Source organism: Pseudoalteromonas sp. APC 3355 (assembly GCF_030407615.1).
In the GTDB taxonomy this organism is placed as follows: Bacteria; Pseudomonadota; Gammaproteobacteria; order Enterobacterales; family Alteromonadaceae; genus Pseudoalteromonas; species Pseudoalteromonas distincta.
In genome coordinates this window covers 1-13,960 of the sequence record NZ_JASDDB010000022.1, presented here as the reverse complement: position 1 = coordinate 13,960, position 13,960 = coordinate 1, and the positions used below count along the sequence as shown (strand labels likewise).

At 37.7% G+C, this 13,960-nt stretch carries 10 protein-coding genes and 1 tRNA gene; 4 read left to right on the top strand and 7 right to left on the bottom strand.

All coding sequences use genetic code 11. The features are described from left to right. Window positions 1-88 precede the first annotated feature (88 nt). Complete coding sequence (locus tag QMA08_RS19510) at window positions 89-685, bottom strand: DUF2726 domain-containing protein (RefSeq protein ID WP_002962552.1); 597 nt, start codon at window positions 683-685, stop codon at window positions 89-91. A 115-nt stretch (window positions 686-800) separates the two neighbouring features. After that, window positions 801-1,721, bottom strand: coding sequence for a GTP cyclohydrolase FolE2 (gene folE2 / locus QMA08_RS19505; RefSeq protein WP_002962551.1), 921 nt, complete (start codon window positions 1,719-1,721; stop codon window positions 801-803). Between the two features lie 231 nt (window positions 1,722-1,952). Here folE2 and arcB point away from each other — a divergent pair, with 231 nt between their 5' ends. Further along, window positions 1,953-4,271 carry an aerobic respiration two-component sensor histidine kinase ArcB gene (gene arcB, locus QMA08_RS19500; RefSeq protein WP_290175288.1) on the top strand — a complete coding sequence of 773 codons (2,319 nt, stop codon included), beginning with the start codon at window positions 1,953-1,955 and terminating at the stop codon, window positions 4,269-4,271. A gap of 16 nt (window positions 4,272-4,287) precedes the next feature. Here the strand turns inward: arcB and arcA are convergent, their stop codons facing one another. The 4 genes from arcA to trmB all read right to left on the bottom strand — a co-directional run bounded on the left by arcA (window position 4,288) and on the right by trmB (window position 9,072). Then, window positions 4,288-5,004, bottom strand: coding sequence for a two-component system response regulator ArcA (arcA, locus tag QMA08_RS19495; RefSeq protein WP_002962549.1), 717 nt, complete (start codon window positions 5,002-5,004; stop codon window positions 4,288-4,290). A gap of 498 nt (window positions 5,005-5,502) precedes the next feature. Beyond that, on the bottom strand, window positions 5,503-7,107 hold the full coding sequence (locus tag QMA08_RS19490; protein WP_290175287.1) for a HAMP domain-containing sensor histidine kinase: 1,605 nt from the start codon (window positions 7,105-7,107) through the stop codon (window positions 5,503-5,505). Window positions 7,108-7,258: 151 nt separating this feature from the next. Then, entirely contained in the window at window positions 7,259-8,284 is a 1,026-nt protein-coding gene (gene rsmC / locus QMA08_RS19485) for a 16S rRNA (guanine(1207)-N(2))-methyltransferase RsmC (RefSeq protein ID WP_024605357.1), read from the bottom strand. A 62-nt stretch (window positions 8,285-8,346) separates the two neighbouring features. After that, on the bottom strand, window positions 8,347-9,072 hold the full coding sequence (trmB, locus tag QMA08_RS19480) for a tRNA (guanosine(46)-N7)-methyltransferase TrmB (RefSeq protein ID WP_007582957.1): 726 nt from the start codon (window positions 9,070-9,072) through the stop codon (window positions 8,347-8,349). A 161-nt stretch (window positions 9,073-9,233) separates the two neighbouring features. On the opposite strand from trmB, the gene mutY reads away from it, so the two are divergent. Both mutY and QMA08_RS19470 read left to right on the top strand, forming a co-directional pair. Beyond that, window positions 9,234-10,295 (top strand): A/G-specific adenine glycosylase, encoded by a 1,062-nt coding sequence (gene mutY / locus QMA08_RS19475; RefSeq protein ID WP_290175286.1) that lies wholly within the window; start codon window positions 9,234-9,236, stop codon window positions 10,293-10,295. Window positions 10,296-10,330: 35 nt separating this feature from the next. Continuing rightward, window positions 10,331-10,603 (top strand): oxidative damage protection protein, encoded by a 273-nt coding sequence (locus QMA08_RS19470; RefSeq protein ID WP_002962543.1) that lies wholly within the window; start codon window positions 10,331-10,333, stop codon window positions 10,601-10,603. A gap of 49 nt (window positions 10,604-10,652) precedes the next feature. On the opposite strand, the gene QMA08_RS19465 is transcribed toward QMA08_RS19470, so the two are convergent. Further along, the gene (locus tag QMA08_RS19465; RefSeq protein WP_290175285.1) at window positions 10,653-13,430 is read right to left on the bottom strand and encodes an ATP-binding protein; all 2,778 of its coding nucleotides are present in this window, start codon (window positions 13,428-13,430) and stop codon (window positions 10,653-10,655) included. A gap of 331 nt (window positions 13,431-13,761) precedes the next feature. Here QMA08_RS19465 and QMA08_RS19460 point away from each other — a divergent pair. Beyond that, window positions 13,762-13,837: transfer RNA gene (locus tag QMA08_RS19460), tRNA-Phe, on the top strand. The last annotated feature ends 123 nt before the right edge of the window (window positions 13,838-13,960 follow it).

The following is a 13,960-nucleotide window of genomic DNA, read 5'->3' as shown; positions in this document are numbered from 1 at the left end:
TACGTGAAGTTAGCAATAAAAAACAAAAAAGCGAGCTTGTTTATGAGCTCGCTTTAAATACTTTTTAGGAGAGTATTTAATTCGTTTTTTAAATTTCAGCTAACGCCGTGGTTTGCGCTTTAGCTTGAGAAGGTGAAAGTACCGCTGGCTTATGTGAGCGATTACGAACAGGGCGCTGAGTTTGTGTTGCTGCAGGCTTACCAAGTTTAAACATAATTGCATCGCGTACTTCAGAAGGGCGGTAGCCCGATTTAACTTTCATACGAATATGTGGAATGCCCGCAGACTCTAGTGCACCGTTTACAAACCAGTCGCGTTGAGCTTTGTGGCCATCTTTGTTGGCATTGTTAACTAGGTCAACAGCAGCAATGATTGTTAGTTTTTCTTTATCGATTAATACAAAGTCGAGTTGCTTATTTTTAGCTTTAGCTAAAGCAGCACGTTTAGACTTTACTGAAAGGCCTTGCTTACAGTCAATAACGTCGATTAACTTAACGCGACTAACAATTTTATATTGATCGCCAACAGCACGCTCGAGAAGATTTAAAAAAGCGCCTTCAACCTGCGTAAAAACAGTTTGCTTGCGAGTAAAAGGATACGGGTTTCCGCCATCGTCATTAAATTTTGACGCAACAACAGAGGCCCCGACAACTAATACTAGGATTAATAATAAAGCGAATTCCATACGGTAACTCCATAACAACAAATTGACACTGCTCAAACAAAGCAATTTACGTGCCTAAAAAGTATGGGTTATAAAATAATTACCGACTGGTTTACAAGCAATAGCTACACAGCGATTAAGCTTTGTAGCCTCCTTTAATACCTTTTACTGCAATAGCTACAGCATCGTGCGCATGCAGTGATTCATAGTGGTTTATTTGCAGCCAATAATCACTGTAATTGTTTGCCTCTAGCAATGCTTTAATTTTACGCGCTGCATCTTCACAAAACATAAGGTTTTGACCATTCAAACGGGCAAATTCTTGCTCATCTTCACGTTTTACTGCCGCTTGTACTGGTGTTTTAAGCTCAGCTTCAAGAGTGTTAATTAGCGTAACTACGTCAAATTCTTGAATGTTGCTATCAAGCTTTACTTTTACGTTGGCAATAGAGCGCTGCGAGTGAGGAGTAGCTACAATGCCTTGTGTAGTGCCTAGCCATTCGTGCACATCTTTTTGGCTTAACGTTTCTTGGTTAAACTTTTCGTTAAACGCGTTTTGTATAAGCTGGCGCGCAAGTGCAGCAGAGCATGGGCACGTTGAAGAATAAGTAACATCTACGGTTAGCTCGTAGCTAATAACGTTATTTTCAATTGTACTGGTAAGTACAACTGGGTAGCTTTTCCAGCCCGCTTTACCACTTAATAATGACTTACGGCGTAGCGGTAATTCAAATTTAAATTCAATTTGTGCTTTATCGCTCAGCCCTTCGTGGCTAGTTATAAAGGTATCGAGTGCCTGCGCTATAGTTTGCGGATTGACTTGCTGCTCGGTTGAAAGCAGATCAAGTGCCAAAAATAGACGTGACATATGAATGCCTTTGGCATCTTCTTTATGTAAATTTACAAATGCACGAGCTTTGGCGTTTACTGTAACTGGAGATAAGTCTCGAGATTCAAAAATAAATGGCAGTTCTATTTCGCCCATGCCAACCCAGTCTAATTTACCTGTTTGTAAAGCGGGTGCAGTGTCTGCTATATCTGGCATATTGGTTTGCATGTGCGCTACTCGTATTTTGGGGATAATAAAGCGGGGCATTTTACACTAAATAATTTATTGCTGAAATGATGAGTTTAATAGATGAGCTAAATCAAACATGAAAAATTCTGTTTTTATCGCACAACGTGAGTAGTGGTAGGAGAAAAATGCTAAAATCTGGGAAAATGGTATGTTTATACATACGCATTGCCTTCTTTATATTAAGTACACAGCTAAGAGATAAAATTACGTATGACCGATTATTCTTTGAGCCCTTGGGCTCGGGTACTTTCCAGCTCAATAACGCGATTTGGTGAATTTAAAACCGCTGCTATTTGTTACACTTTATTTTTAACTGTATCTCTTATTTTATCGAGCATGTTTTATTATGTGGCGATAGGCGAATTACACCTGGTTGATATTTTAGCCGTGGTATTTTTTACGGCTGTGGTTTCTCCTTTAATTATAAGTGTGTTGCTTAATTCAATTCGACAACTTGATGCCTCATATGCTTATTTAGATAGCGCCACCAAGCAGGAAAAGCTTTTAAATCAAACCCTAAAAGATAACATTAACCGTCTAAACATCGAAATTGATGAGCGTAAAATGGCATTTCATGCCAAGCACCGCGCTATTGAAGAGCTACGTCGAGAAATTGCTGAGCGTAAAAAAACACAACAAGAACTTGCTCAACAAAGCATGCTGCAGCGCTCAATAGTTGATTCATCTCCTGATTTATTTTATTACCGCGATAACAATGGCGTGTTTGCTGGTTGTAATAAAATGTTTGAAGAAGTAATGGGTAAATCAAGTAGCGAACTAATTGGCAAAACGGTTGAGCAGATATTCCCGAGTCACTTTTTATCTGAAGTTTTGAAAACCGATAAAGAAGTAGAGCAAAGCCATAAAGCACTGACCATTGATGTGGGTTATGAAGTAAATGGGGAAACGCGTTGGTTTGAGCTGCGTAAATTACCTTTTATAAATGATGAAGGTGATTACATTGGTTTACTGGGCTTTGGTCGTGATATCACAAGTCGTAAGGAGGCCGCTCAAGCGCTCGAAACGGCCTATAAAGACAAAGGTAAGTTTATTGCAACATTAAGCCATGAACTACGTACACCGCTCAATGGTATTGTTGGTTTAACACGAATGCTGCTTGATACTGACTTAAACAAACAGCAGCGTAGTTGGGGTAATACTATATTTTCGAGTGCTGAAACGCTCGGCAATATTTTTAACGATATTATTGATTTAGACAAAATAGATAGAGATCAGCTCGATATAGTGACCAACTCTATTAATGTGTCAGACTTTATAAATGACGTTGTTAACTTTGCGGGCTTAATCGCGGAGCAAAAAGAGCTAGAGTTTGATATTAAGCGCAATGGGGTGCTGGATATTTACGCACAGCTCGACCCAACTCGCTTACGCCAAGTTGTTTGGAACTTAATTAATAACGCCGTTAAGTTTACACAGCAAGGAAAGGTAACACTTGAATGTAGCCGAGAAAACAGAGTTGAAGGCCCATGGTTAGTTATGAAAGTATCGGATACCGGCCAGGGTATTCCGCCAGAGCAGCTTGCTCATATATTTGATATGTACTACAAAGCGCCAGATTTAAAAGGGACTAACGCGATAGGTTCCGGTATTGGCTTGGCTGTAACTAAGGCACTTGTAAGTGCGATGAAAGGGATAATTACAGTAAATAGTACTGAGGGCGAAGGAAGTTGCTTTACAGTTCAAATACCGCTTAATTTATGTGTAGCACCAACAGAGCAAAGTTATGTTGGTCGTGGCTTGTATATTTTACTAGTAGAAGATGTACCTCTTAACGCCGAAATTGCTACAAACTTATTAGAGCAACGCGGGCATGAGGTGTTGTGGGCTGAAACCGGTGAAGATGCACTCTCGTTTGTCGAAACCGAAGATGACTTAGATTTAGTATTACTTGATATGCAATTGCCTGATATAAATGGTGACGTAGTTGCCAAGCAAATACGCTCAGATAGTCATTTTGATAAACTACCTATTGTGGCACTTACGGCCAATGTTCGTAGTGCTGAAGAAGAGCTTGAAGGCATATCAATACAAGGGGCGCTTGCTAAACCAATTAACACAGTGAAGCTTGATAAAATGCTGGCTGATTTATTTGGAATTAAGCAAAGTGAATGCACAGAACCACTGTTGAAAGTAAGTGAAGAAGCCCTTAAAGGCATTGGTGCACACTTATTAGATATAGAAACAATAGAAGACTTTGTCAATTCAATGGGCTTAGTTGTGTTTAGACGCAGTAGTCAGCTATTCGAAAAACTAAGTCCACAATATCAGCAAGAGTTACTTACTTCATTAAATAGCGGTGATAGAGAAGAGTATGAATCAGTAGCGCATAAACTCAAAGGGGCGGCTGGCTCAGTAGGTCTTAATGATGTGCAGCTTCATGCCAAAATAATGGAACATGGTGCTATTGATGAATCTGATGAGGTGTTAAAGCAGTGGTTAGATATTCTGGCAGATAAAATAAATGAAGGACAAAAAGCCCTTCATTTATTTTTACAGCAATTAGAGTGAAACTAATTAGCTCTAATTAAGCGTCAATTTTACCAATGAAACGGTAACCTTCACCATGGATGGTGCTGATTAACTCAGACGTTGAGTTATCACTTTCAAAATGCTTACGAATGCGACGAATAGTAACGTCAACAGTACGGTCATTTGCGCGAAGCTCACGGCCTGTCATATGCTTAATTAATTGCTCACGGCTGAAAATGCGACCTGGAGAATCAAGCATTAAACGAAGTGCTCTGTACTCACCTTTAGGTAAACGCTTAGCGTCGCCATTTGGAGAAGTAAGACAACGGCTGTTTTCATCAAGTTCCCAACCATTAAACGTAATAACACCATTTGTTTCTAGTGCTGACTCTTCACCACCTAAGGCAGTACGAGTAATAAGGTTGCGAGCTCTGATAGTTAATTCACGCGGGTTGAACGGTTTAGTAACGTAGTCATCTGCGCCAATTTCAAGACCTAAAATACGGTCAACATCGTTGTCACGACCAGTTAGGAATATAAGACCTACTTTACGCTTTTGGCGTAATTCACGGGCTAAAATAAGACCGTTTTTACCAGGAAGGTTGATATCCATAACTACAAGATTAACGTCATCGTTATTTGTAAGCTTGTCATGCATATCATCGCCATCAATGGCTTCAATAACTTTGTACCCTTCAGCTTCAAATAAACTAACTAGGTTCAGTCGAGTTACGTCTTCATCTTCTACGATTAGAATGACTGGCGTTTGCATTATTAATTAACCTTTTGGAATATATTATTTATAAAAAATCGGTGACTAATTTATAACCGATTACTAGAGATTATAGGATTATACCCATTTGTTAACAAGGAAAAAACAAATTGGATAAAAATAAAACAGTAGGGTGTCCAAAGTCTACTAAAAAGGGCAGTGCAAAAACTACTGTTTAATTGATATATACATGGATGTAGCTATTTGAATCATAAAGTCGAAGCCATTTTCCTTTGATAATTGACATATCATTCAATTAAGCAAGGTACTTAAAATAATCAGACTAATTCAAAGCAAAACTATATCACTTTTTAACCTTTTAACCTTTCATCAATGTATGTGATACAGCAAAGATAAAAAAGTTCATAAATCGCTTGGTAATATTTATTTAAAGCAATTAAATAATGTTACGCACTTATCACATGCCTCATTAATGAGGTCATTAAATGCTAATTCAAGGATAAATTTTAAATATATGCACTTTTTAATGATCTTTATTTAAGGAATAGTAATTATAAAGCGAGCACCGCGTTTTTCTTCAAGATCAAACATCACTCTTCCGCCAAGTGCTTGTGTTACTAGGTTATAAACTAAGTGCATGCCTAAGCCACTTGCGCCTTGCCCGCGCTTTGAAGTTACAAATGGGTCAAAAATTCTATTTTTAATGTTTTTGTCAACGCCCTGACCATTGTCAGAATAAACGATTGTTAATTTTTTCCCGACAAGTTCTACGTCAAAGCGAATTTCATTGTTTTCTTTACCTATAAATCCATGAATTACAGAGTTCATAAGTAACTGCTGAAAAACTTGTTGTAGAGGTTCAGACTTACTATGAATAGCCAAGTCGGTCGGACAGTTAATAGTTACAACAGGCTTTTTGGGCAATAATTCAGATTGAATCGACGTTAAAACATCACTTATTAATTTGTGCACATTAATATAGGTATTTACACCGTCATCTTGAATAACCGCTACTTTTTTAAAGTTAGATATAAGGTCAGCTGCACGATTTAAGTTGCGGTAAATTAAATCTAAGTTTTCAATACCTTCATCTATAAAGCGTTTTAGATGGCTTGAGGTTAGTTTTTTGTCATCAAAGCTTTGTTGTATGTCTGCTAGTTTATCTCTAAGTAACGTAGAACCTGTAATACCTAGCCCTATTGGTGTGTTAACTTCATGGGCAACACCTGCAACCATTTGCCCTAAAGATGCCATTTTTTCGTTTTCAACAATTTGTGTTTGGTATTGATGCATCCGCTCAAGAGTTGATAAAAGCTCTTGATTTGCCTCTCTAAGGGCGATTGTTCGTTGGTTTACTTTTTCTTCAAGGCTTAGGTTTAGTTGTTTGATTTCTTGCTTATCTTTTTCGTGGCGTTCAAGTTGTTTTTTTGTACGCGTAAGCATGATATTTAAACTATTTGAAAGAGCACTTATTTCTTTTACATCAGTTACTGGTGCGCGTGCATCGTAGTTATGATTTTTAGACACATCCTGCAATAACATGCTTAATTGCTCTATTGGCTTAGCTATACGTCGTTGAACTTTAATAGCAATAAAGTAAACAACTACCAGAATTAATAATGTTAATAACACGTCTATTAATATTTTTCTCTCAATATAAACCTCTAAACTCTCGAGGCTTCCTCGCATATACACATAACCTACTACTTGTTCGTTATCGTAAATAGGGCGGGTTAGCTCAATATGGTCACTCGTAATTCGTGGTGTTTTTAGCTCTTCTACACTGTCTATTCTCAGTGGCACAGGAGGTGTTTTTTTAGCATTAAAGCTAATAAAGAAAACAGGCTTTTGGGATGCTTTTTCTATTGAGTAAATATGTATGTTTTTTACAAGAGGGATCTTTTCAAATGACTTGAGGCGTTTTTCTTCTGTTTTACGATCATCTTCAGTTACCGATTGCCCAGCATCAAAAGCTACAATTTCAGAAAGAATAACAAGCTTATTAACTATTAATTGCTTTTGTTCTTTCACGCTTAAATACGTAGAGATAGAAATAGATAACGATAAGCAAATAGCTGTAATAAGCATGATCAAATTAATGAGTGCTTTTCGAATGCTACTTTGATGAACTTTTTTAGGCATTATTTCATTATCGCCTGAGTTAAATTTAATTATTTAGAGTTTTAGTTTAGCAAAGACGTGGAAAAATGAAGGAAAAAAACTAAATTAATTCTTATATTTATTCGAAAGTTAGCTTGAGCACGTTTGTGCTCAATCATTTTACAAATTTAAATTAGCTGCTATATACAGCAAATTTATTGTTCTTAAATACAGTTTGATAGCTTTCAAACTGAGTTTCTAAAATAGGCGGGTACTTTAAAAAGCTGTTAGCAACAATATTTAGCTTCCCTAATTTAGTTAAATGCTGTTTTGCATTAGCTAAAAATGTTTCTGCTACTGTGTAGTCGGTTGCAATACCAGTATGAAAAGGTGGATTGCTAATAATTAAATCAAACTTACCATTAATGCTTTTAAGGCCGTCACTTAATATAGCCTCACCATTGATGTTGTTAAGCTTTAGGGTTTGCTGTGTTGCATAAGTTGCCAGCGCACTTACATCACTACACACAAACTCAAGTGCTGGATTATGAAGCCCTAAAAAAGTTGCTATTAAACCTGCGCCACAACCAAAGTCGAGAACTTTGCCTTGCTTAATTGTCGGTGCGTTTTCCAGTAGAACTTTCGTTCCTATATCTAAACTACCGTGATTAAACACCCCAGGAACACTAATAGCTGTAAATTCAGTGTCGGCAACATTAACAACAAACTTTTTATGGTAAGTCGTAATATCAAAGTGAGGGTGCTTAGAAATTTCAGCAAATGAGTAAAGAACGCAGTGCTTAGCTGAATCAATCTTGTTACTAAACTCAGCTTTACCAGCTAATTGCTTTTCAATTGACTTAACACCACTTTTGTTTTCACCTACTACTAATAGTTCGGCATCATCAGTAATAGCTGATCGAATATTATCAAGTGCCATTAATAACTCTGGTTTTGATTTAGGGTAGTAAAGAATAACTAAATCGTAGTCGTTACCAGGTATTGTGTGGCTTACATGAACATCAACATCTTTGGTGTTTTTAGCAAACTCTCCGTTAGCATGGTTGTAGCTAAACGCAGTTACTTTGCTTTGCGGATTAAGTCTTTTAAGCTCTGTTAAAAAGCCATCTTGAACAAAGTTGACCACCAAGATAGATTTTCCCGTTAGTGCCTCGCTATTACGAAGTAACAGTAAACTTGGGTTGGTTAGTACGCTCATAAATGGCTTTGCCTTACAGTATATTTAGTTTTATAAAAGTAAAAGTGAGTAATTAAATTTAATTATTCTGTGCGCTCAAACATTAAATCCCACACGCCATGACCTAGGCGATGTCCGCGCTGCTCAAACTTAGTAAGCGGGCGTAAATCTGGACGTGGAACATAATCATTTGTTTCTGATTGGTTTTTAAAACCAGGAGCTACATTCATCACTTCGAGCATGTGCTCTGCGTAGTTTTCCCAGTCTGTTGCCATATGAAAAACGCCACCCATTTTAAGTTGGGCTCTTAGCTTTTCAACAAACTCAGTTTGTACAATACGGCGTTTGTGGTGACGCTTTTTATGCCAAGGGTCAGGGAAAAATAGTTGTAGTGTTGTTAAGCTTTCATTAGGTATGCAATCTGCAAGTACTTCAACTGCATCGTGTTCAAAAATACGTAAGTTGGTAATGCCTGCTTCATCGGCATCCATTAAACAAGCACCAACGCCAGGGCGATGTACTTCAATACCGATAAAGTTTAGATGAGGGGCATTTGTTGCCATTTCGACAAGCGACTTACCCATACCAAAACCAATTTCTACTACTACATCGTTGTTGTTGCCAAAAACTTCGCTTAAATCAAGCATACCGTTTTTATGCTCTAGGCCCATTGTTGGCCAGCATTTTTCGATTGCAGCGGCTTGGCCTTTGGTTAATCGACCTTCGCGTTTTACAAAACTGCGAATGGTGCGGATGTATTTACCTTCTTGCTTAGCTTGCTCAAGGTTAGTGTTGCTTGATTCACTCATATTATTGGCCTGACAAAAACAATGTGTTTAAAAATGGTTGCATATTATCCCTGACCGAGGCCGCAATCACAAGTATTAGCTGGTTTTACACCCCGTATAGCTTGATCTTTTTGTTAACTGCAATAGACTGAGCCGCCATTGGGCATCAGTAAAAGTTAAAAATGTTGGATTTAAATAAAGAACAGTCACGCTGCTTTTCTAATCAAGTTGTTGATTGGTATCACCTTCATGGGCGTAAAACACTCCCGTGGCAGCTAGGTAAAACACCTTATAAAGTGTGGGTGTCTGAAGTGATGCTGCAGCAAACCCAAGTTATTACTGTTATTCCATACTTTGAAAAGTTTATGCAAAGCTTTCCAGATATTATCGCTTTAGCTGATGCGGATGAAGACTTAGTACTGCATCACTGGACCGGCTTAGGGTATTACGCTCGTGCGCGTAACTTACACAAAACAGCTAAAATAGTGCGTGACAAATACCAAGGTGAGTTTCCGAAAACACTCGATGAAGTAATGGATTTACCTGGAATAGGGCGCTCTACTGCAGGGGCTGTTTTATCATTGTCGCTTGGGCAGCATCACCCTATTTTAGATGGGAACGTGAAGCGAGTTTTAGCACGCTATTTTATGATTGAGGGCTGGTACGGCGTTAAAAAAGTCGAAAACCAGCTTTGGCATTTATCAGAGCAGTTAACGCCTAAAGATAATGTTACTGAGTTTAATCAAGCTATGATGGATTTAGGGTCGAGCGTTTGCTCACGCAGCCGGTTTGATTGTGAGGCTTGCCCATTAAACTCAGGCTGTGGTGCTTTTAATGCAGGTAAAGTAAAAGAGTTTCCACATTCAAAACCAAAAAAAGCAGTTCCTAAAAAGAGTTGCCATCAGTTAATTATTCAGTGTGGTGATAAAGTGCTTATGGAAAAACGTCCTAACAGCGGTATTTGGGGCGGATTGTTTGGCTTTTTTGAATTTAATGAGTACGAAGAGCTTCAAATATTTTTAGCTCAGCAAGGCCTAGAGGCTAGTTTAGTAGAGCTTGAAGCGTTTATTCATGTGTTTTCACATTTTGAGCTGAGGATTAACCCGCATGTGCTCAATGTTAAGAAAACTCCTGATGTGGTAAACGATAAGCAATTAATCTGGTATCCGCTTGATCAATCAATAGAGGTTGGCCTAGCAGCGCCAACTAAAAAGTTGGTTAAACAAATTACAGCAATAGTATAGAATAGCCCCATATTTAGCGTTAGAGAGAATCAATCATGGCACGTACAGTATTTTGTCAAAAGTTACAAAAAGAAGCCGAAGGGCTTGGCTTTCAGTTATACCCTGGTGAAATTGGTGAAAAGATTTTTAATAACATCTCTAAAGAAGCGTGGGCTCAGTGGCAACATAAACAAACAATGCTTATTAACGAAAAGCATTTAAATATGATGGACCCAGAACACCGCACATTTTTAGAAGAGCAAATGGTTGGCTTTTTGTTTGAAAACAAAGATGTAGAAATTGAAGGTTATCGACCGCCTGAAAAGTAATGTTTTAAACATAAGAAAAAGGGCTATTTAGCCCTTTTTTTATGTTTATTTATTCATTTAACTCATCTTCTTGCTCAGATATTTTAATTTGTTCCTTTAAAAATTGAGCAGCTTTAGAGTATTCAATTTCCAGCTTATCTCTTAACTCTATTAATTCATCGGTTGTGAGTTCACCTTCTTTACATTTATCTTCAAATGCACTTGAAAGTTCTGCCACCGTTTGGGCACCAATTGTCTTGGAGATCGATTTTAATTGATGACACCCTTCAATAATCTCATTTAAGTCGTTAACCATAACGCCGGAATTAATACTCTTAATTAAGCCTTGGCTTTGTTCTAAATACATTTTGAAGAAACGGATTTGCTTAGCGTTATCACCGTTTACATATTTAGCAACAGCTTCCATATCAATAGGTAGTGCCATAGTTTGATGAATAACTACATTTGGGTTTTGGCTTTGTTTATCGCTCCAACGTTTTAGAGTTTCTTCTAACGCGTTTAGCTCTATAGGTTTGGTAATGAAGTCGTTAATACCTACTGCTAAACAGCGCTCTTTTTCGCCTTTAAGTGCGTTTGCTGTTACTGCAATAATGTAAGGCTGTGCATCAATCGATTCTAATAACTCTGCTTCATTACGGATTTTTTCGACCATATCGTAACCCGACATTTTAGGCATGTGTAAGTCGGTTAAAATAAGTGAGTAATCACCTTTTCTCCACATATCTAGACCTTCTTCACCGTTGTTAGCTATTTCAACGCCAAAGCCCAGTATATGTAGTTGATCGGTGAGGACTTGTTGGTTTAGAAGGTTATCTTCAACAAGTAAAACCAATTTGTTTGAATTACGAGCCTGCTCAACATTTAAATAGTTATTAAGTGTTTTGGTTTTTTTAATTTGCTTAGGTGTATGTAACCCTGCAGCCACCAATATAGAAAGCATAAAGTTAGATTTACATAGAGGAGAGGCATTAATATAAAAAATGTTTTTATGATTTATAGCTGCTTCATCAAGCTTACTTAGTACAACAACTTGTTGGTTGTAATCTTCTAATGAATAAAATAAACGTCTTAGCAGCGCATTAGTTTTATCCATATTGTCTATGCCATCAGCTACCCAAATAATATCTTGTGAATGCTGGTGCTCTTCAATTTCTTCTTCTGTGTGTGCATAAATTATTTTAGCGCCCATGAACGATAAATAACGGTACATTGTTTTTTCACGTTCTAGGTGATTACTAACTACAACAATTTGCTTACCATTTAATGCACCTTTATGTGCGTACTTAATTTTACCCGATGTGCTAAACGGCAGCTCTACTGTAAACTCACTGCCAATTCCGGTATGACTAGTTACATGAATAGTACCTAGCATAAGCTCAGTTAAGCTTTTACAAATAGAAAGACCTAAACCGGTGCCACCATATTCTCGGGTAATTGAGTTTTCGGCTTGAATAAATGGATTAAATATTTCGCGAAGTTGCGTCTGCGACATGCCTTTACCGTTATCAGTTACGCAAAAGCGTAAGGTAAAGTGATCAGTCGTATTGTGAACCACCTCTACTGATATTTTTACATGGCCTTGGGTTTTTTCATCAGTGCTAGTGAATTTAATTGCGTTGCTACATAGGTTATAAAGCACCTGACGTACACGCACACTATCACCGGTAAGGTTGACTGGAATATCTGGTGCTATTGCTAGTTCTAAATCAAGCTCACGTTTTTTAGCAACTGATGAGAGCACTCGAGCAACTTCTTCAATGGTATCGGTTACCGAAAATGGGATCGGGTCAATATTTAGCTTTCCAGCCTCAATTTTAGAAAAATCTAAGATATCATCCAAAATGCTCAATAACGAAAATGCTGATTCACGAATAATTGTACTTAAACGATGTTGAGCGCCATCAAGTTCGGTCTGGCGCAGTAAATCAATAGTGCCTATAACACCATTCATCGGTGTTCTTATTTCGTGGCTCATTGTGGCTAAAAAGGTCGTTTTGGTTTCGCTTGCTCGCTCTGCTTTTAGTGTGGCTTGCTCAAGCGCTATAGTACGATTTTGCACTTCGGCTTCTAGGCCATTTTGTAATTTATAAAGCTCTTTTTGTGCGGCGTCATTCTCACTCATCGCAGTCTGTACTTTTTGTAGCAGTAAGTTAATGTTTTTTGCCACTACACCTAAACCAATATCAAGCTGCTCATCAACACTACTATTGTAATTAGCATTTTCGGTGATTGCCTGCAGCTCTTGTGTAAGAGTGTCAGTACTTTTTCGTAAGCGACTATTAATGTACATATTAAACATTAAAGTAAATATAAATAATGCAGCTACGCTTGCTATCGCAATAATGTAGGCAATAACTTGAGAGTTTTGAGCGCTTAAAGGAGCGGTTGGTAGGTTTTGCTTAATAATAAGCTCGCCAATAGGTTGATCGTTTAACAGCAGTAAGTGGTGTAGGATGCCTTTTTCTACTAGATGCTTTTCAGTTTTAATTGAAGCGATAGCAGGTTTACTACTGCTATATACCAATTGAGTACCTGATGTTGGATTGAAGCGATATAGAGTATATTCAAAGTCATCATCTAATAACGACGTTAAATCAAGTAACTGCCTTACTTTACCTTGACCATACATAGTTAATGCATCAACCATAGGTAAGTCTAATCTATCGGCAAGCGTCACAATATTAACAGATGATGCAGGTTGGGCTGTCTTAACTTCAGTTTGTGAATAAAATGAGTGGGCAATAATAGCAAGCGCTGTTACTGCAATATTTATGATTAAAAAAAGAGGTAATAAGCCTTTGACTGGCGATGAAAATTTACTCTGCATTGATTGTTTCCAATTGATGTGATTTTACTACGATAAGTCCCTATCGTACGTATCTAAGCTAATCGTAACATTTACAAAAAATAATTCACTACGGTTTTAGTCTGATTTATTTATATTTATAGTTCGATTTGTGGTAAAAATGAACGTTATTAATAAAAAATACACTGAGTTGTCTGAAAACCGTTCAAACAGTTATAAAGAATAAAAAAAAAGTTGACTTGTAAGGGCAAAACTCGTTTAATACGCCGCACGCCCAGATAGCTCAGTCGGTAGAGATGAGTGGGAATTGCATTAAAAATCCTTTGAGATTTTTAATTAGCACTGTTTAAGTGCCTCGATAGCTCAGTTGGTAGAGCAGAGGATTGAAAATCCTCGTGTCCCTGGTTCGATTCCGGGTCGAGGCACCATTTATTAAAGTAGTGGTGTTTAATCAACAGTTTAAACATTATTACGCGTGCCTTAGCACACAGTTTTGTGTGCCGACTTAGCTCAGCTGGTAGAGCAACTGACTTGTAATCAGTAGGTCAACC